This window comes from Microlunatus antarcticus, from assembly GCF_014193425.1.
Taxonomy (GTDB): Bacteria; Actinomycetota; Actinomycetes; order Propionibacteriales; family Propionibacteriaceae; genus Microlunatus; species Microlunatus antarcticus.
In genome coordinates this window covers 1,691,291-1,710,132 of sequence record NZ_JACHZG010000001.1, presented here as the reverse complement: position 1 = coordinate 1,710,132, position 18,842 = coordinate 1,691,291, and the positions used below count along the sequence as shown (strand labels likewise).

Annotated in this window: 14 protein-coding genes; 8 read left to right on the top strand and 6 right to left on the bottom strand. The window is 73.8% G+C overall.

Annotation, left to right across the window (positions count from 1 at the left end; all coding sequences use genetic code 11):
• Nucleotides 1–48: 48 nt before the first annotated feature.
• Nucleotides 49–2,313 carry a hypothetical protein gene (locus tag FHX39_RS07895; RefSeq protein ID WP_183337550.1) on the bottom strand — a complete coding sequence of 755 codons (2,265 nt, stop codon included), beginning with the start codon at nucleotides 2,311–2,313 and terminating at the stop codon, nucleotides 49–51.
• Nucleotides 2,314–2,366: 53 nt separating this feature from the next.
• Nucleotides 2,367–3,266, bottom strand: a complete 900-nt coding sequence (locus FHX39_RS07890; RefSeq protein WP_183337549.1) for a LysR family transcriptional regulator — start codon at nucleotides 3,264–3,266, stop codon at nucleotides 2,367–2,369.
• Nucleotides 3,267–3,337: 71 nt separating this feature from the next.
• Here FHX39_RS07890 and FHX39_RS07885 point away from each other — a divergent pair, with 71 nt between their 5' ends.
• Nucleotides 3,338–4,273 carry a DMT family transporter gene (locus tag FHX39_RS07885; protein WP_183337548.1) on the top strand — a complete coding sequence of 312 codons (936 nt, stop codon included), beginning with the start codon at nucleotides 3,338–3,340 and terminating at the stop codon, nucleotides 4,271–4,273.
• Here the strand turns inward: FHX39_RS07885 and FHX39_RS07880 are convergent.
• The 3 genes from FHX39_RS07880 to FHX39_RS07870 all read right to left on the bottom strand — a co-directional run bounded on the left by FHX39_RS07880 (nucleotide 4,270) and on the right by FHX39_RS07870 (nucleotide 7,654).
• On the bottom strand, nucleotides 4,270–5,376 hold the full coding sequence (locus FHX39_RS07880) for a GGDEF domain-containing protein (protein WP_183337547.1): 1,107 nt from the start codon (nucleotides 5,374–5,376) through the stop codon (nucleotides 4,270–4,272). The two genes, FHX39_RS07885 and FHX39_RS07880, sit on opposite strands and share 4 nt — an antisense overlap.
• A 125-nt stretch (nucleotides 5,377–5,501) precedes the next feature.
• Complete coding sequence (locus tag FHX39_RS07875) at nucleotides 5,502–6,674, bottom strand: FAD-dependent monooxygenase (protein WP_183337546.1); 1,173 nt, start codon at nucleotides 6,672–6,674, stop codon at nucleotides 5,502–5,504.
• An 89-nt stretch (nucleotides 6,675–6,763) separates the two neighbouring features.
• Complete coding sequence (locus FHX39_RS07870; protein ID WP_183337545.1) at nucleotides 6,764–7,654, bottom strand: LysR substrate-binding domain-containing protein; 891 nt, start codon at nucleotides 7,652–7,654, stop codon at nucleotides 6,764–6,766.
• 187 nt (nucleotides 7,655–7,841) lie between these two features.
• Between FHX39_RS07870 and FHX39_RS07865 the strand changes: the two genes are divergently transcribed.
• From FHX39_RS07865 to FHX39_RS07835, 7 genes are all read left to right on the top strand, one after another.
• Nucleotides 7,842–9,209: an MFS transporter gene (locus FHX39_RS07865; RefSeq protein WP_332836725.1), complete on the top strand. Its 1,368-nt coding sequence runs from the start codon at nucleotides 7,842–7,844 to the stop codon at nucleotides 9,207–9,209.
• A gap of 30 nt (nucleotides 9,210–9,239) precedes the next feature.
• On the top strand, nucleotides 9,240–10,268 hold the full coding sequence (locus FHX39_RS07860) for a hypothetical protein (RefSeq protein WP_183337544.1): 1,029 nt from the start codon (nucleotides 9,240–9,242) through the stop codon (nucleotides 10,266–10,268).
• Nucleotides 10,269–10,616: 348 nt separating this feature from the next.
• Nucleotides 10,617–13,079, top strand: coding sequence for a DNA gyrase/topoisomerase IV subunit A (locus FHX39_RS07855; protein ID WP_183337543.1), 2,463 nt, complete (start codon nucleotides 10,617–10,619; stop codon nucleotides 13,077–13,079).
• The gene (locus FHX39_RS07850; RefSeq protein WP_183337542.1) at nucleotides 13,076–14,749 is read left to right on the top strand and encodes a phospholipase D family protein; all 1,674 of its coding nucleotides are present in this window, start codon (nucleotides 13,076–13,078) and stop codon (nucleotides 14,747–14,749) included. The genes FHX39_RS07855 and FHX39_RS07850 overlap by 4 nt, the downstream gene beginning before the upstream one ends.
• A gap of 135 nt (nucleotides 14,750–14,884) precedes the next feature.
• Entirely contained in the window at nucleotides 14,885–15,385 is a 501-nt protein-coding gene (locus FHX39_RS07845; protein WP_183337541.1) for a beta-class carbonic anhydrase, read from the top strand.
• Nucleotides 15,382–15,990, top strand: coding sequence for a flavin reductase family protein (locus FHX39_RS07840; RefSeq protein ID WP_183337540.1), 609 nt, complete (start codon nucleotides 15,382–15,384; stop codon nucleotides 15,988–15,990). Before FHX39_RS07845 ends, FHX39_RS07840 begins: the two co-directional genes overlap by 4 nt.
• Before the next feature lie 71 nt (nucleotides 15,991–16,061).
• Nucleotides 16,062–17,009 (top strand): lipid kinase, encoded by a 948-nt coding sequence (locus tag FHX39_RS07835; RefSeq protein WP_183337539.1) that lies wholly within the window; start codon nucleotides 16,062–16,064, stop codon nucleotides 17,007–17,009.
• Nucleotides 17,010–17,024: 15 nt separating this feature from the next.
• Here the strand turns inward: FHX39_RS07835 and FHX39_RS07830 are convergent, their stop codons facing one another.
• Entirely contained in the window at nucleotides 17,025–18,842 is a 1,818-nt protein-coding gene (locus FHX39_RS07830; RefSeq protein WP_332836724.1) for a thiamine pyrophosphate-requiring protein, read from the bottom strand.

Here is an 18,842-nt window from a genome sequence, read left to right as displayed (position 1 = left end):
CGGTTTGACAACCCGACGGGCGGGGTCGCCGTCGGGGCCCGACCCCGCTCAGACCCGGCGCAACCGGAGGATCGCGGCACGTCCGTCCACGGACGTGAACGCCCACGGACCCTGCACCACCACCGTCCCGATCGGCCCCTCGAACGTCCCCGCCACCCGGACCTGGCCGCGGTCGTCGCGGTCGAGGACCAGCGTCGAGCCGTCCTCGAGCAGGGCCAGCGCCACGGGCGCGTCGGGGAAGCCCGGCACCGTCGTCACGCCCACGAGCCCGGGCAGGTCGAACCGGCCCCAGCTGCGGGGGCCGTCGTCGACGGGCGGCAGGGGCTGCGGGTTGAGCTCGACCTCGCCGTCGCCCAGCGGTTGCGGCTCGTCGCGGCGCCCCCCGGTCGACTCGCGGCCGACCAGCACGGTCGCCCCCACCTCGTCGACGGTGTGCAGCTCCAGGTGACCGGGTTGCTCGACCACGAGCAGCGGTCCGCCGCGGTCGTCGGTCCTCAACCGGGCGCCGAGCGGCGCCGGCACGCTGGACACGGCCTCGAGCAGGACTGACTCGACGTCGACGTGCCCCGCGATGCGCGCCCGGTTGAGCCGGACCAGGCTCGACGACGGCTGGTGCGCCTGCACCGGCAGCAGCACCGGCAGGAGGGCCCGCCCGAAGCGGTCGGCGCTGACCTCCACCGTGTGGTCGACCGAGGAGAACCGGACCAGCTCGCCGGGCTCGAGGTCGCCGAGGGTGACCAGCTGGACGTCGACGCCGGGGTGGGACGTCATCAGGGTCACCCAGTCGGGGTGCTCGGGCGGGGGGTTCAGCGAACCCGGGTCGTCCGGGTGACCGAGGTACCAGGTGAGCCCGTGCTCGACGTTCACGACGAGGCAGTTGGGGATGTGGTTGACCACCGCGTTCGTGACGTGGCCCTCCGCGTCGACGGCCACCCGCGGCGGTACGCCCAGGTCGAGCAGCCGTACGCCGCGGGCCGTCCGCACGATGAGCCGGACCGGGTCGTGGATGCCGAGGGCGACCTTCGAGGGGATGGTGATCACGACCTCCGGGAACGTGGCCGGTGGCCTGAGGAACGTCTCGACCCAGGACCCGGGCGACACCACCTCGACCCCGCACCAGCGCCCGAGGTCGTCGAGCCACACGCTGCCCGTGGTGGAGACCTCGCTGAGCAGCACCACCTGGCTCGGGTCGCCGCTGCCGGACTTCGCCAGCTCGCGGCAGAACGTCGTCCGTACGGGCAGCCCGAACGGCCTCGCCGTGGCCCGCAGCGTGGCGCGGTCGGGCGCGAGCGGAAGCAGTACGGCGCCGCCCAGCGTCATGCCCTCGGGTGCGGCCAGGACCGAGTCGTAGCGGAGCCTGGCGCCGCCGAAGGAGACGCCGGGCAGGCCCGTGTCGAGGGTGAAGGAGCGGGCGCCGGTGGAGCTGCCGCCGAAGGTGGTCGGGTCCAGGGACCCGGCGATCACGGACGCGACGATGTCGTCGACGAAGGCCGGCACCAGGGTGCCGAGGTCGACGTGGAGCGACCAGGTCACGCTCGTCCGCAAGCCCAGCACCGGCGGCGGGCTGAGGGAGAAGTCGCAGGACAACGTGCCGTCGACGTCGCCGGCGAACGGGTCAGGCGCCGGCGCCTGGCCGGAGTAGTCCACGTCGACGTGCGGCGTGGTCCCGTCGGGGCGCCAGTGCGGGCTGACCCGCAGCCCGTCGATCTTGGCGCTCAGGTCACTCGGAACCTTGCTCAGCGCCAGCTGTTCGACCGCGGCACCGTCGAGGTAGAGGCCCCAGTCCTGTCCGGGGAAGAGGTGACCGGCCGCGGGGCCGTCCGGCCCGAGCCGGATCGCGACGACCCCGTCCACGAGCTCGACGGTCGCCAGCGCGAGGTCGGGCAGGCCGAACCGCTCCAGCGCGGGCCCGAGGTCGAGGGTCGTGGCGGCGCCGACGGAGGCGACCATCGCCGCCTGGTCGAAGCCCGGCACGTCGGGCTCGACGGCGACGCAGGTCATGGTCACGAGATGGCCGGCCGCCTTCAGCTCCAGCACCGCCCCCGCCGCGTGCGCCGGCCCCGACGCCCCCGCCGGGACGGCGTTCGGAGCGGCCAGCACGTCCGTCCGGCTCACCACGAACACGTCGAGCGGCACCCGCAGCCGTACGGCCTCCCCCGCCGGCTCGAGCCCCACGGGAGCGGCCCCGACGTCGACGTGGTCGACGAAGCCCAGCGGGGTGGGTGGGAAGCAGGCGACGAGCAGCTGCTCCTGCACGCTGCTCACCGCCAGCTCGGCGAGGACGGACGACCGGATCTGCAGTTCGAGTGCCATGCCCTCAGGAGGACGGTCCCGCGGTGCCTGATACGTCGACGCGCAGCGCGGTCCTAGCCGTCCCCGACGAGGCGCCCCGCAGCACGGGTGAGGACGTCGAGGACGTCGGTGACCGCAGCGCGGTAGGCGCCCTCGGGTCGCACCAGGGCGTCGACGTGCCGGGCGAGGACGAGGTCGCCGAGCGGACGCAGGACGACGCCGGCGTGGGACGGCGCCGTGTGGCGGGGCATCAGCGCGATCCCGCCCCCGGCGGCGACCAGGCCGGCGACGACCGTGAGGTCGTTGACCCGGTGGGCGATCGTCAGCGGGCGACCACCCGCCGCGGCGATCGCCTCGAGCGGGGCGAGGAGCGGGAACCCCTCGTGCACGGCGATCCAGGGCTGCCCGACCACCTGGTCGACGCCGACCGACGCCTGGCCGGTCAGCGGGTGGTCGGCCGGTAGGGCGACGTCGAGGGGCTCGCGCAGCAGCGAGGTCACGGACACGGTCGTCGGCCACGGCGGGCTGTGGTCGAGCCGGTGGGCCAGGACGACGTCGTGGTCGGCGCACAGCGCCGGGAAGCGGCTCTGGGCCACGTCGTGCTCCGCGCACACGACGGGCGGTCCGCCCGCGGAGGTCGCCCGCAGCAGCGGCGGGAAGAAGGCGGTGGCCGCGCTCGAGAACGCGGACACGCGTACGGGGCCACGCGGGTCGGCGAGGAACACGTCGACCGCGGCGTCGGCCCGCGCCAGCGCAGTGGCCACCTCGGTCGCCGCCGCGGCCAACGCCTGGCCTGCATCGGTGAGGACCAGGGTGCGGCCGCGGCGCCGGGTCAGGGCGACGGGGACGTTCCGCTGGAGGGCGGCGAGCTGCTGGGACACCGCCGAGGGGGTGATGAACAGGGCCTCCGCGACCGCGGTCACGCTGCCACGGTCGCCGAGCTCGCGCAGCACCGCTAGCTGACGTGCGTCCATGAAGCCACGCTACAAGGTCGGGTGAGCAAGACGTCCTTGTTCTTCATCGAGCCGTTGGCGACCGTGGGCGGGTGCGCACCACCCGAGCCCGGTCCAGCCGGCTGACCGACGCCGTCCTCCTGGGCGTCGCCCTGGTCTGGGGCAGCAGCTACCTCGTGGCCAAGGACCTGACGGTCGTGGCGCCGGTCGTCGTGGTCCTGGCCCTGCGGTACGCGATCTCCGCGGTCGCGCTGGGCCTCGTGTGCCGGCGCGCGCGGGCGAGGATCAGCGGGCGGCGCGAGGTGGGCGTCGGCGTCCTGCTGGGCTGCACGCAGGCGGCGGTGCTGACGTTGGAGACGTACGGGGTGTCCGCGACCACCGCGACCAACGCCGGGCTGATCATCAGCCTCGTCGTCGTCCTCACCCCGCTGCTCGACGGGGTCTGGAGCCGCCGGCCGCTGCCCGCACCGTTCTTCGCGGCCACGACCGTGGCGGTGGTGGGCGTCGCCCTGCTCGTGTCGGACGGTGGGTTCCGGGCGCCGGGGTCGGGCGACGGGCTGATGCTGGCCGCCGCGGCGGTCCGGGCGGTGCACGTCAGCCTCGTCGGGCGCCTCACGGCTGACCGCCCGTACAGCTCCCTGACGCTCACCACGATCCAGGCGGTGGTCGGCGCCGTGCTCCTGACGGCCGTCGCCGCGCCCCGGCTGGGGAGCGCGGTGCCCGCGCTGCCGCTGTCCGCCTGGGCGCAGCTGGCCTACCTGGCCCTGGCGTGCACCGTCTTCGCCTTCCTCGCCCAGACGTCGGCCATCCGGCGTACGTCGCCCAGCCGCGCCAGCCTGCTCATGGGCACCGAACCCGTCTGGGCCGTAGCCGTCGGGGTCGGCCTCGGCGGCGAGCGCCTGAGCGTCCTCACCGTCGTCGGTGCGGCGCTGATCGTCGCCGCCACCTCCTGGGGCCAGCGCGTGGAGGGCGCCCACCGCCTCGCCGCCGTCGAGGTCCCGGTGCCCGCCGAGGTCGGTGGCGCCTAGCCGGGCGGCGCGTCGTCCACGACGATGGCGTTGCGCCCGGCGCGCTTGACCCGGTACATGGCCGCGTCGGCCCGCCGCACCAGGTCCTCGAGGTCCAGCTCCTCGCCCGGGTCGAGGAACGCGACCCCGACGCTGACCGTCAGCCGCAGCTCGTGCTCGCCGTACGTGATGGGCTCCGCCACGGCGGCGGACAGCCGCTCCAGCACGACGAGGGCGTCGCGCTCGCTCTCGAGGCGCCGCAGGAGCACTAAGAACTCGTCGCCGCCCCACCGCCCCACCTGGTCGCCCGGGCGCAGCCGCCGCTTGAGGCGGCTCGCGATCGTCCTGAGCACGTGGTCGCCCGCGAGGTGGGAGTACTGGTCGTTGATCTGCTTGAAGCCGTCCAGGTCGAGGAACGCCAGCGCCTCCAGGCTCTGCCCCTGCTCCTGGCCCTGGTTGTGGCTCTGGCTCGTCCGACCGAGGTCGTCGATGATGCTGGACCGGTTGGCGATGCCGGTCAGCTGGTCCTGGCTCGCGAGCAGCCGGTAGCGGGCCTCGGACGCCTCGGCCCGCTGGCGGAGGGTGGCGTGCTCGACGGCGAGCGCGGCCGAGATCGCGAACGCCTCGAGCGCCCGGCAGGTGGCGGGCGTCGGCCGCCGGCCACCGGGCGGGAGATCCACCGACAGCACGCCGAGCCGGGAGCCGTCGCTGGCGACCAGCGGCGCGAACAGGGCGTCCTCGGGGTGCCACGCCGCCGGGTCGAGGCCGATCTCCATCTCGGGCACCCAGCTGAAGATGTCGGCGGTCGCCGCCTCGTTGCGGTGGTCGATGAAGCAGAGCGCGCCCCACGACTCGCTGACGGCGAGCATCCGGTCCCACCGGGCGCTGCCCTCGGTCGTTCCGAGGAGGACGGCGCGGGCGTCCTCGTCCCCGGCGACGGAGACGACCTCCAGCCGGTCGCCCGGACGGACGAGGTTGACGACGGCGACACCGAAGCCGAGCACGTCGACGATCGTCTGCGCGAGCCGGTCCAGCATCGCGACGAGGTCTTCGGAGAGGGTGGGCTCCGGCGAGGGCGCGCCCGGCTGGTCGGAGGCCGGGGCGACCTCTGGGTCTGCAGGCATCACGACTCCCCCGGTGCTCGGCATCCCGCCCGGAGAGCAGTCACGCGATCGACGTGGAGCCTACCGGCGCGACCTCCCGCTCGGGCCGACCACCGACGACGAGACGACCGCGTCCACCGCCGGTCTCACGGGCGGCAGCCGTAGTCCGGCAGCTCGGGGCCGCCGACCGCGAGCTGGATCAGCGCGGTCAGGGCCTCCAGGTCGGGCTCGGGGCCCGCCGCGGCGTCCGGCTCGGCGCCCAGGATGCTCTGCACGTGCAGGCGGCCGATCTCCTGGTTGGCCTCCGCGTACGCGCGCATCCGCCCCTCGTACGCGGCGAAGCCGACCTCCGGGTCCCAGTCGGACGAGGCCAGCTCCCCCGCGAGCACGTACGCACCGACGAGGGCCAACCCGGTACCGCCCCCGGACATCGGCGAGGCGCTGCACGCGGCGTCGCCGAGCAAGCCGACCCGGCCGTGGGACCAGCGTCCCATCACCACCTGCGCGACCTGGTCGAGGTAGAAGTCCGGGGTGTCGTCGAGGTGGGCCAGGATGCGCTGCGTCGACCAGCCGAAGCCCGCCATGCGCTCGCGCAGCAGGGTCTTCTGGCTCCGGACGTCGCGGGGCACGTCACGCCCGGCGGCCGGGAAGCAGCACATCGCGATCGCCCGGGTCGCGTCGCGCACGGGTCGCAGCCCCGCCGAGCGTCCACCCTCCTGGTGGTCGACCAGCCAACGGTCGAGCCCGAACTCGTTCGGCACGCTGAAGTACGCCAGCACGAGCCCGAGGTGTCGGACGTGCTGCTCGGGCGGACCGAAGACCATCCGCCGCAGGCCCGAGTGCAGCCCGTCGGCCCCCACGACGAGGTCGAAGCGGCGGCGGTCCCCGCCGGCGAAGGTCACGTCGACGCCGTCGGCGTCCTGGTCGAGACTCCCGATCCGGTCGCCGAAGAGGTACTCGACCGTGTCGTCGGTGTCGTCGTGCAGGACCTCGGCCAGGTCCCCGCGCAGGATCTCGATCTCGGCGACGTAGCCGTCCCCGCCGTGGTCCTCGGCCCGGTGGGTCTCCAGGACGTTCCCGTCGGCGTCCACCACGTAGGCCCCGGCCGTGTCGGTGCAGGCCGCGCGCACCGGCGCGTCGAGGCCCATCCGACGGACGACCTCCTTGGCCACGCCGCGCACGTCCACCGCCTGGCCGCCGGGCCGGAGCCCGGACGTCTGCTCGACGACCGTCACCTCAGCGCCCTGCCGGCGGAGCCAGTGGGCCAGGGCCGGCCCCGCGATGCTCGCGCCCTGCACCAGCACCCTGATCTCGGTCATGTCGCTCCCCCTGCTCCTCGGCCCGGCGCATCTGCACGGTCGTCGTCAAACCCAGACCCGTCCGGCGCCCCGAAGTCATCTGCCCGCCGCTACCGCGGCCCCCGGTCCGTGGCCGCGTGCGGGCCGAGCGGGAGGTTGACGATGGCCCGGCTCAGCGCCTCGACGGGCTCGCGCGACGACCGCGGGTTGTCCACCAGCGCCATCTCGACGTCCGGCAGCGCGGGCAGGTCGAAGCGTCCGGACAGGATCCGCAGGTCCCCGGGCACCCGGCTCTGGGCCAGCACGCAGATGCCGATCCCGGCGCGGGTCGCGGCGAGGACGCCGTTGATCTCCCGGGTGTTGCACGTGATCCGCCAGGTGCGGCCGGCCGCGTCCAGCGAGTCGATCGCCGCGGACCGGCTCAGGCTCGGCGCGTGGTAGGTGATGACGGGCACCGGCTGCTCGGGGGCCAGCTGCAGCCGGTCGATCCCGACCCAGACGAGCCGGTCCCGCCGGACCAGCGTGCCGCGGCCGAGGTCGGCCTCCTGGTTGATGAAGATCAGGTCGAGGTGGTTGGCCGCGAGCCGGCGGTAAAGAGTGCCGCTCTGGGTGACCGTGAGCTCCAGGTTGATCCGGGGGTAGAGCTCGCGGAACTGCCGCAGGATCGTGGGCAGCTCGCTCAGCGCCAGCTCGTCGGCGGCACCGAAGCGCAGCCGGCCGCTCATGGCCGAGCCGGTGAAGTAGGAGACCGCCTCGTCGTTGGCCGCGAGGATCGTCCGGGCGAAGCCGGCCATCGCCTGACCGTTGTCGGTGAGCGACACCGACCGGGTGTCGCGGCGGACGAGCTGGCGCTTCGCCGCCTCCTCCAGGCGCCGGATGTGCTGCGACACCGTGGGCTGGCTGAGACCGAGCTGTTCCGCGGCCCGCGTGAAGCTCAGCCCGTTGGCCACAGCCAGGAAGGTGCGCAGCAGCACCGGGTCGAAGTTGGTCTCCTGGGCCACCGCCCCACCCCCTCCTTAAGCCATCCCGCCGCCGTCCCGGCGGAGAGTCATTGCGATACACAATAGGAGATATCGACCCCATTCTCCCGTCGAATGGTCTGCGTCGACCTACGGTGACGAGGTCGGTTCAGCGTGGAGCCGCCCTCGTCGAGCCTCGGCTCCGTACCGCCTGCTACTCCGAATCTGGGTGAACCCTGTGTCCGCGGCTCCCGCCGAACACGTTCTGACGTCCTCCGCACCGTCAGCCGCTCCGCCTCCCGACCTCTCTCCCCCCGTCGCCGTACGGCAGTGGCCCCGGTCCTTCGCCGCCCTCGAGGTGCGCGACTACCGGCTCTACCTGACCTCGCAGATGGTGGCCACGACCGGGCTCTGGATGCAGCGAATCGCCCAGGACTGGCTGGTGCTGGAGCTGACGGGCAGCGTGACCGCCGTCGGCGTCGCGGTGGCCCTGCAGTTCATGCCGATGCTGTTCCTCGGGCTGCTCGGCGGTGTGGTCGCCGACCGCTTCCCGAAGCGGACGATCCTCATCGTCACCCAGTCCACCCTGGCGCTGGTCGCGACCACCCTGGGCGTGCTGGCCCTCACCGGGACCGTCCAGGCCTGGCACGTCTACGTGCTCGCCACCGTCCTCGGGCTGGTCACGGTGGTCGACAACCCCACCCGCCAGGTCTTCGTCTCCGAGCTCGTCGGCCCGGCCCACATCCGCAACGCCGTCAGCCTCAACTCGTCGGTCTTCCAGCTCGGCGCGCTGGTCGGCCCCGCCGTCTCGGGCGCGCTGATCCACGCCGTGGGCCAGGGCTGGTCGTTCCTGATCAACGCCGCGTCCTGCCTCGTCGTCGTGACGATGGTGGCCGTGATCCGCTCGCGTCCTGCCCCCACGACCAGGCGCGCCGCCGGCCAGACCCGTGAGCTGCGCGAGGCGCTGCACTACATCGGCCGTACGTCGGAGGTCGCCTGGTCCATCGTGCTGGCCGCGACCATCGGGCTCTTCGGCCTGAACATGCCGGTGATCCTGGCGGCCTTCGCCGACCACGTCTTCGCCACCGGCGTCCGCGGCTACAGCCTCTTCAACTCCCTCACCGCCGTCGGGGCCCTGGCCGGCGCGATCCTGTCGGCCCGCCGCCAGTCGGTCCCACGGCTGAGGGTGCTGACCGGCACCCTGGTCCTGCTCGGCCTCATGGTGATGCTCGCCGCGCTCGCCCCGTCGACCTGGCTCTTCGGGATCGTGCTGGTGGCCATCGGCTTCTGCACCCTGCAGTTCCTCACCGGCACCAACTCGCTCGTCCAGACCACCGCCACCCCTGCGCTGCGCGGTCGGGTGATGAGCGTCTACCTGCTGGTGCTGCTGGGCGGGCAGGCCCTCGGGGGCCCGTGCGTGGGCTGGCTGATCGACCACTACGGCGCCCGGGCGAGCATGTTCGGCTGCGGCACCCTCGTGGCCGTCGTCTCGGTCGGCGTCGGCCTGATGATGGCCCGACGCTCGCACCTCACGGTGGAGCTGGAGCTGCGAGGCAGCTCCCGGCTCCCGCTGCACATCGTGCCCGCGCACCACTGACGGTCACGCCTGCTCGCTATCGTCTCGGCCGTGGGCGGCTACGACGAGCAGATCGGGCGCAACCTCGGTGCGGTGCGCGCGCGCCTGACCTCGCTCGCCCCGGCCGACCTGGACCTGGCCATGCGGGTCCGGGGCTGGTCCTGGCCGGCCGGCACCACCGACCACATCGAGGCAGGCCGGCGGCCGCTGCTGCTCGCGGAGTCCGAAGACGTCAGCAGCATCATGGGGCTGTCCGAGGGCTTCCTCCTCGGTCGCACCGAGTCCGACACGGCCGACGAGGTCGTGTCGTCCCTGCTCGACCGCGCCTCCTACGCCGTGCAGCAGGCAGCCGAGCTGTGGTTCGACGTCACCGACGAGCTGAGGGCGGCGGTCGACTGCCTGGGCCTCCTGGACGACGCCGGCCCGGTGACCCCACAGCTCCGCGACCGGCTGCGGCGGTGGCTGGCCGTCACGCCGGAGACGGTCCTGGCGCAGGCCCGCGTCCGGTTCGCCGCCGAGGCGGAGCCCGGGTCGGAGGCGGACGAGGGGTCGGCGCCACCGGAGGAGGGACGCGCTCTCGACGTGCAGGCGGGCCTGGACGTGGCCCGCGCGAGGTCGAGCCAAGGCACGACCCGCGGCGACCTCGCCTCCCGCCTGCAGGAGCGGGGCTGGGGCTGGACGGCCGAGACCGTGCGCACCGTGGAGGACGGCAGCCGGCCGCTGCGGCTCGCCGAGCGCGAGGACCTCGAGGAGGTCCTGCAGGCGCGGATCGGGCACGACAGCAGCGGTGTGGACTACGGCACGGACGCCTACCCGGCCGTCGCGGCGGCGACGCACCTCTACCGCGTCAAGGAGGCCGCGCACCAGCTCCGGTCGGCCGTCGTGGCCTGGCTGATCGCGGACGAGGAGTACTGCGCCACCTACGCCACGTTCGGCCTGGTCGACGAACGAGCCCCTCGAGCCGAGCACGGGCCCATGATCGAGACCTGGTCGACGGACGCCGAGCCGGAGGACGCGGTCCAGCGGGCGCGGGCCGGCCGACCGATCTCGTCCGCAAGCGCCCCGACGCCACCCGGCTGAGGGACCGGCCGAAGCGGCCTCGTTCCGCCGAGTGCTGCCGTGGGTCCCCACGCGCACCCGGGTCGGACGGTTCTGCTGAGCGGTCCGCGATCGCGGCTTCTACGGCGGAGCTTCGGCGCCTCACGGCCGTGAGGCCAGGACGGGGGTGGCGGCAGCGGGTCGCACGTCGACGAGATCTCGACACTCGATCGCGCTCGGCCGACAGGCTGAGCGTGGCCGGGAGGTCGCAGGCTCATCGAGTGTCGAGATCTCGTCACGAGCGCGCCGGAGGACGCCCGTTGCTCCGTGGGCGGGCAGAATCACCGGAGCACCGCCCGCGCAGTGGAACCAGGGAGACGCAGAGACCGCATGGCCCGTCGTACGCCGAGCAAGCCGAGCCCGCCCGAGGACGACTTCACCGAGCGCATCCTCGACGTCGACGTCTCCTCGGAGATGCAGACGAGCTTCCTGGAGTACGCGTACTCGGTCATCTACTCGCGCGCGCTGCCCGACGCCCGCGACGGGCTGAAGCCGGTGCAGCGCCGGATCCTCTACGGGATGGAGGAGATGGGCATCCGGCCCGACCGGTCGCACGTGAAGTGCGCGCGCGTGGTCGGGCAGGTCATGGGCCAGTACCACCCGCACGGCGACGGCGCGATCTACGACGCCCTGGTCCGGACCGCGCAGCCGTGGTCGATGCGGCTGACGCTGGTCGACGGGCACGGCAACTTCGGCTCCCTCGACGACGGCCCGGCGGCGATGCGCTACACCGAGTGCCGGATGGCACCGGCGGCCCTGGCGATGACGGCCGACCTCGACGCCGACACCGTCGACTTCCGGCCCAACTACGACGGCAAGGACGTCGAGCCGTCGGTGCTGCCGGCCGCGTTCCCGAACCTGCTGGTCAACGGCGCGGCGGGCATCGCCGTCGGCATGGCCACGAACTGCGCCCCGCACAACCTCGTCGAGGTGGTGCAGGCGCTGCGTCACCTGATCAAGCACCCCAAGGCGGGTCTCGACGACCTGATGCGCTTCATCCCCGGTCCTGATCTTCCCAGCGGCGGCAAGATCATCGGGCTCGACGGGGTGCGCGACGCGTACGCGACCGGGCGCGGGTCGTTCCGGATCCGGGCCACGACGCGCATCGAGCAGGTGCACCCGCGACGCAAGGGCATCGTGATCACCGAGCTGCCGTACCTCGTCGGTCCGGAGCGCGTCATCGAGCAGATCAAGACCGGCGTCCAGTCGCGGCGGCTGCAGGGCATCCACGACGTGAAGGACCTCTCCGACCGGGCGCACGGGATGCGGCTGGTCATCGAGGTCAAGAACGGCTTCAACCCCGAGGCGCTGCTCGAGCAGCTCTACAAGGCGACCAAGCTCGAGGACAGCTTCGGCATCAACGCCGTGGCCCTGGTCGAGGGCCAGCCGCGCACCCTCGGGCTGCGCGAGATGCTCGACGTCTACCTCCAGCACCGCTACGACGTCACCACCCGGCGCACCGAGTTCCACCGCACCCGGGCGACCGACCGGCTGCACCTCGTGGCGGGCATGCTGCTGGCCATCGTCGACATCGACGACGTCATCGCGATCGTGCGCTCCAGCGACGACGCGGCGCAGGCGAAGGGCCGGCTGATCGAGGCGTTCGACCTGAGCGACGTGCAGGCCACCTACATCCTCGACATGCCGCTGCGCCGCCTCACCCGGCTCAGCGTCCTCGAGCTCGAGTCCGAGCGGGACGCGCTGCTCGCGCAGATCGCCGCCCTCAGCGAGATCCTCGACAACCCCGACCGGCTGCGCTCGCTCGTCTCCGACGAGCTCGCCGAGGTGGCCAAGACCCACGGCAACGCGCGCCGGACGATCCTGCTCGCCGCCGGCGGCACCGCGACGACGACCGCGGCCACGCCGCTGGAGGTGGCGGACGACCCGTGCTGGGTGCTGATGTCCTCCGCCGGGCTGCTGGCCCGGACCGGGCACGCCGACCCGCTGTCGGACGAGGGCTCCCGCAGCAACCACGACGTCGTCGTGTCCCGGATCCTCAGCACCGCCCGCGCGGACGTGGGCCTGCTGACGAGCCGCGGGCGCTGCGTACGGCTGAACGCGCTCGACCTGCCCACGGTCCCGGCCACCGCGGCCGCGCCCAACCTGCAGGGCGGGACGCACGTGAGCGAGCTCGTCACCCTCGATCCCGGCGAGCGGGCGCTCGCGCTCACGACGCTGCGCGCCGACAGCCCCGGGCTGGCCCTCGGCACGGCCTCCGGCGTGGTCAAGCGGGTCGCTCCCGAGGTCCTCAACCGCGACGCGTGGGAGGTCGTCCGCCTCGACGACGCCGACGAGGTCGTCGGCGCGGTGGAGCTGACGGCGGAGCAGGCGGCGGGCGCCGACCTCGTGTTCGTCACCAGCGACGCCCAGCTGCTGCACTTCCCGGCCAGCCTCGTGCGCCCGCAGGGTCGCGGGGGCGGCGGGATGGCCGGCGTCCGGCTCGCACCCCGCGCCAGCGCGGTCTGGTTCGGCGTGACCGACCCCACCGAGGGCGTCGTCGTCACGGTCGCCGGCAGCGCGTCGGCCCTGCCGGGCACCGACCCCGGGACCGTCAAGGTCACCCCGCTCTCCGAGTACCCGGCCAAGGGCCGTGCGACGGGCGGCGTGCGCTGCCACCGGTTCCTCAAGGGCGAGGACGCGCTGCTGCTGGCCTGGGTCGGGCCGCAGCCCGCCGTCGCCGCGGCGGCCAGCGGAAGCCCGGTCGACCTGCCGGCCGCGGACGGACGCCGGGACGGTTCCGGGGTGCCGGCCGGCCAGCCGATCGCCGCCGTGGCGAGCCGCAGCGCCGGGTGAGTGCGACCGGCTGGCTGATCGGCAAGGCCGAGCGGGCCAACGCCCGGACCGTCCTCGACGACGCCTACCCGGGCGACCAGGCGTGGTCGACCGGGAACGTCGTCCGCCCGCTCGTCCACGGCAGCGCGTACTTCGCCCATCTCGCCGGGCGGATCCGGGCGACGCGGCCGGGCGACCTGGTCCTGTTCACCGACTGGCGCGGTGACGGCGACGAGCAGCTGCTGGGCGAGGAGGGCAGCGAGGTGCTGCGCGTGCTCGGCGAGGCCGACCGGCGCGGCGTCGACGTGCGTGGGCTGATCTGGCGCAGCCACCTCGACGCGCTGTCGTTCTCCGCGCACGAGAACCGGACGCTCGGCATCCGGCTGCAGGAGCAGGGCGCCGAGGCGCTGCTCGACATGCGCGTCCGGACAGGAGGCTCCCACCACCAGAAGCTCGTGGTGATCCGCTACCGGGGCCACCCCGAGGACGACGTCGCGTACGTCGGCGGCGTGGACCTGTCGCACAGCCGCCGCGACGACGCCCGCCACGACGGCGACCCGCAGGCCCAGCCGATGGCGCCGGCGTACGGCCCCACCCCGGCCTGGCACGACGTGCAGCTGGTGATCGCGGGCCCGGCGGTCCGCGACGTCGAGACCGTGTTCCGGGAGCGGTGGGAGGACCCGACGCCGCTCAGCCAGAACCCGCTCTTCTGGCTGCACGACCGGCTGTCGCACACGGACCTCTCCCCCGACCCGCTGCCGCCGCAGGCGCCGGCGCCCGCCCCGGTCGAGGGCGGGACCCACACGGTCCAGCTGCTCCGCACCTACCCCAACCTGCGCCACGGCCGCGACTACCCGTTCGCCCGGGGCGGTGAGCGGAGCGTCGCGCGCGGCTACGGCAAGGCGCTCGCCAAGGCCCAGCGGCTCGTCTCCATCGAGGACCAGTACCTCTGGTCGCTCGACGTCGCCCGGGCGTTCGAGGAGACGCTGAGCACGAGCCCGGAGCTGCGGGTGATCGCCGTGCTGCCGCCCGTGCCCGACCAGGCCGCACCGCTCTCGCGGGTGCCGCAGGAGTTCGCCCGCCAGGAGACCGTCGAGCTGCTCCGGCGCGCCGGCGGCGACCGGGTCGCGCTCTACAGCCTCGAGAACCACGCCGGCCGGCCCGTCTACGTCCACGCCAAGGTCTGCGTGATGGACGACGTGTGGGCGACCGTCGGCTCCGACAACTTCAACCGCCGGTCGTGGACGCACGACTCCGAGCTGTCGGCCGTGGTCGTCGACGAGGCGAGCCCGCCCGGAGCGCCCGGGGTGTCCGCGTACGCCCGCCGGCTCCGGCTGGCCCTGGCCGCTGAGCACCTGGACCGCGAGGTGGGCGCGGCCCGGTTCCCGGGCGACACCGGCCATCTGCTCTCCCCCGACCGTCCGGTCGACGCGGACGACGACGCCCTGCTCGAGGTGATGGCCGACTGCGTCGACGAGCACGGCATGTTCGACGCGTACGCCGCCTCCGCCGACCGCCTCGACGCCTGGTACGCGGGCGGGCAGGTCGGCCCACGCCCGCGCGGTCGCCTCCGCCGTCTGCGCCCGCCGCACCTCGGCCCGCTGACGCGGCTGTGGGCACGTCCGATGGCCCGGCTCGTGCACGACCCCGACGGCCGGCCCGCCCGGCTCCGCCGGGCCCGGCGCTTCTGAGGGGATGCTGACCTCTTCGAGGCCCTTCGACAAGCTCAGGGAGCGTCCCCGCCTACGCCCCCTGAGCCTGTCGAAGGGCCCCGCAGGGGTCGGCGCTTCACACCCGCGTCACACACGCCTCATACGCTGGGCGACGTGAGCACCCCCGACTTCACCGACCTGCTGGAGGCCAACGCCCGCTACCGCGAGCGGTTCGGCCTGACCGGCTTCGACGGCATCGCCCAGGCCGGCGTCGCCATGGTCACCTGCATGGACTCGCGCATCGAGCCCCTGGAGATGATCGGGCTGCGCACCGGCGACGCCAAGATCATCCGGACGCCGGGCGGTCGCATCACGCCCGACGCGCTCGTCGGCTGCGTGCTCGGCGTGCACCTGCTCGGCGTCACCCGCATCCTCGTCGTGCCGCACACCCGGTGCGCCATGGCCAGCGGCGAGGACGCCGACGTGATCGACCGCGTGCGGCGCGAGACGGGCCAGGACCTGTCGGACATGCACCTCGGCGCCTCGACCGACCAGCGGGCCCGGCTCGTCGAGGACGTCGACCTCCTGCGCACGCACCCCCACGTCGGCGAGCGCGCGACCGTCGGCGGCTTCCTCTACGACGTCGACTCCGGCGAGCTGCAGCAGCTCCTGTGAGCGACAGCCACCACTTCTACCGCCCCGCCGACGGCCACGGGCTCGCGCACGACCCGTTCAACTCGATCGTCGCACCGCGGCCGATCGGCTGGATCGGGACCCGGTCGCGGGCCGGCGTCCGCAACCTCGCGCCGTACAGCTTCTTCAACGCCCTGTCCTACACCCCGCCGCTGGTGGGCTTCAGCAGCATCGGGGACAAGGACAGCGTCCGCAACGCCCGCGAGACCGGCGTCTTCACCTGGAACCTGGTCACCCGCGCGCTCGCCGAGCAGATGAACGCGACGTCGACGCAGGCCGGGGTCGACGAGTTCGAGCGCGCCGGGCTGGCGGCGGCCGAGTCCGAGGACGTCGCGGCGCCCCGCGTGGCGGCCGCGCCGGTGAGCTTCGAGTGCCGTACGGCCCAGGTCGTCCGGCTGCTCGACGCCGATGGGGGGCCGACGGACAGCTGGTGGTGCACCGGGGAGGTCGTCGGGGTCCACATCGCCCCCGAGCTGCTGGTCGACGGCGTCTACCGGACCGAGCTGGCCCGCCCCGTCCTGCGCGGTGGCGGTCCGAGCGCCTACTACGAGCTGGGCGACCGGTTCGACCTGACCCGCCCCGACTGACCCCCGACCGACCCGGTCCGCGCGTGAGCCGGGCACAGGGAACGGACAGGAGCCGCTCCTAGCCTGACCGGGTGACCACGACGACCGACCGGGCCGCCCTCATCGTCAACACGGCGTCGCGGCGCGGTGCCGTCGCGTACGAGACGGCCCACCGGCTGCTGCTCGAGCGGGGTGTGCCGATCGTCGACGCCTTCCCCGTGACCGACCCCGCGCGGCTGCGCGAGACGGTCGAGCAGGCAGTGGCCAACGATCACGGTCTCGTGGTGGTCGGCGGCGGCGACGGCACCGTGAGCAGCGTGGTCGACGCGCTGGTCGGCACGGGGGTCACCCTCGGGCTGCTGCCGCTCGGCACCGCGAACGACCTCGCCCGCACCCTCGAGGTCCCCCTCGCCCTCGAGGCCGCCTGCGCGACCGTCGCGCACGGCAAGGTCGTCGACATCGACGTGGGCCGGATCGGTGGGACCGCCTTCCTCAACGTCGCCTCGCTCGGGCTCTCGGTCGAGGTGGCGAGGTCCATGAGCCCGCTGCTCAAGCGCCGGCTCGGCCCCCTCGCCTACCCGCTCGCCGCCGTCCCGGCCTACCGCCGCCACCGCGCGTTCACCGCAGAGCTGACGTTCCCGGCCGGGGACCACGAGCCCGTACGCCTGCCGAACCTCCTCCAGCTCGCGGTCGGCAACGGCCGCTTCTACGGCGGCGGGAACGCCGTCTCGGTCGAGGCCGGCATCGACGACCACAGCCTCGACGTCTACGCGATCCCGCACGGCCGGTTCCGCGAGCACGTGAACGTCGCACGCTCGTTCCGCTCCGGCGGCTTCGTCGAGCACCCGGAGGTCGTGCACCTGCGCACGCGGGCCGTCGACGTGGCCACCGACCACCCGATGTCGGTGAACGTCGACGGCGAGATCATCGCGACCACGCCGGTCTCGTTCACCGTCAGCGCGAACGCGCTCGACGTCCTCGTCCCGCAGGGCTCGACCGCAGCCCGCCAGGACCGCGAGGCATCGGCCCGCGACCGCTGAGACCGCAGACGACCCTCATTCCGACGGGTGCCGGCCCAGGACCGCCTTCGCCTTGGCCACCACGGACTCGCGCACGCCGTCCGCGACGATGCCGAAGAACGCCGGGTCGCCGGAGAACTCGGCCTTGGCCGTCTGCAGCACCTGGTCCGCGGTGAGGTGCGGCGGGATCAGCGGGACGTTCGCGTCGACGACCGCGTCGATGACGAACGGACGGTCCGCGGCGAAGGCGGCGTCGAGCACGGAGTCGATCTGGTCCGGGTGCTCGAGGCGTGCGCCGTCCAGCCCGAGCAGGCGGGCCCAGTCGGCGTACGGGACGTCCGGCAGGCTCGACGACTCCGGGTCCGGCCTGGCCCCCAGCGTGGCGCGCGTCTCCCAGGTGACGAAGGAGAGGTCGCGGTTGTTGAGCACGAGCACGACGAACGAGCGGTTGGCCCAGCGCTCCCAGTAGCGGCTGACCGTGATCAGCTCGTTGACCCCGTTCATCTGCATCGCGCCGTCACCGATCATGGCCAGCACGGGCCGGTCCGGGTTCGCCATCTTGGCCGCGATCGCGTACGGCATCCCCCCGCCCATCGACAGCAGCAGTCCCGACAGGCTGCCGAGGTGGCCGGGACCGAGGTCGAGGTCGCGGGCGTACCAGCTGGTCGACGTGCCGCAGTCGACGGCGACCGCCGCGTCGGCGGGCAGGCGGGCCGAGATCGCGCGGACGACGGCCTCGGGGTTGACCGGGTCGGCCTTGGCCGCGGCCCGCTGCGCGGAGTAGTCGTCCCAGCGCCGCTTGTGACGGGCCACCTCCGTACGCCAGTCGTCGTCGTGCTGGTCGAGCAGCGGCAGCAGCGCGGTCAGGGTGGCGCCGGCGTCGCCGGTGAGGTTGACCTCGGTGGCGTACTTGAGCCCGCACTGCGCGCCGTCGATGTCGATCTGCACGCCGCGGGCCTGACCGGGCTCGGGGTAGTACTCGGAGTACGGCATGTTCGAGCCGATGATCAGCAGGGTGTCGCAGTGGCGCATCAGGTGCCAGCTGGCCGTGGTGCCGAGCAGACCGATGGCCCCGGTGACCCACGGCAGGCGGTCGTCGAGGACCGTCTTGCCGAGCAGCGCCTTCGCCGCCCCCGCCCCGAGCCGGTCGGCGACCTGCTCGACCAGCGCGCTGTGCCCGAGCGCGCCTGCGCCGACGAGGAGGGCGACCTTGCGGCCCGCGTTCAGCACCTCGGCCGCCCGCGCCAGGTCCGCCGCACCCGGCGCCGCGACCGTGGAGCTGGGGACCGCGCTGCTGTGGACGTAGCCGTGGGCGTCGGGCGGGTCGACCACCGCGTCGCGCTCCTGCACGTCGCTGGGGACGATCAGCACCGCGGGGCGCCGCTCGGCCAGGGCGGTCCGGCAGGCGCGGTCCACCATGTGCTGCACCTGCGAGGCGTCGGTGATCGTCTGGAGGTACGCCCGCCCAACGTCGGCGTAGACGCGCGCGAGGTCGACCTCCTGGTAGTAGCTCGAGCCGAGCGCGCTCGACGCCGTCTGCCCCAGCACGGCCACGATCGGCACGCGGTCCATGAGCGCGTCGTAGACGCCGTTGAGCGCGTGCAGCGCACCCGGACCGCCGGTGACGACGCAGCAGCCGATCGGGTTGCCGCCGTACTTGACGTCGGCGGTCGCGGCGAAGCCGGCGGTCTCCTCGTGCCGGACCTGCACGAAGTCGATGTGCCCCTCGCCCGTGTCCTCGTGGCGGGGCGCCAGGGCGGCGATCACGCCGCCGATCCCGTCCCCGGGATAGCCGTACACCCGCCCCACGCCCCAGGCGTGCAGCCGTTCGACGACGTGCTCAGCGACGTTCAC

What these genes read in the sequence shown, in the direction of transcription:
- FHX39_RS07855 (WP_183337543.1), top strand. Translation starts at nt 10,617, where the DNA reads ATGGCCCGTCGTACGCCGAGCAAGCCGAGCCCGCCCGAGGACGACTTC.
- FHX39_RS07880 (WP_183337547.1), bottom strand. Translation starts at nt 5,376, where the DNA reads ATGCCTGCAGACCCAGAGGTCGCCCCGGCCTCCGACCAGCCGGGCGCG.
- FHX39_RS07895 (WP_183337550.1), bottom strand. Translation starts at nt 2,313, where the DNA reads ATGGCACTCGAACTGCAGATCCGGTCGTCCGTCCTCGCCGAGCTGGCG.
- FHX39_RS07890 (WP_183337549.1), bottom strand. Translation starts at nt 3,266, where the DNA reads ATGGACGCACGTCAGCTAGCGGTGCTGCGCGAGCTCGGCGACCGTGGC.
- FHX39_RS07875 (WP_183337546.1), bottom strand. Translation starts at nt 6,674, where the DNA reads ATGACCGAGATCAGGGTGCTGGTGCAGGGCGCGAGCATCGCGGGGCCG.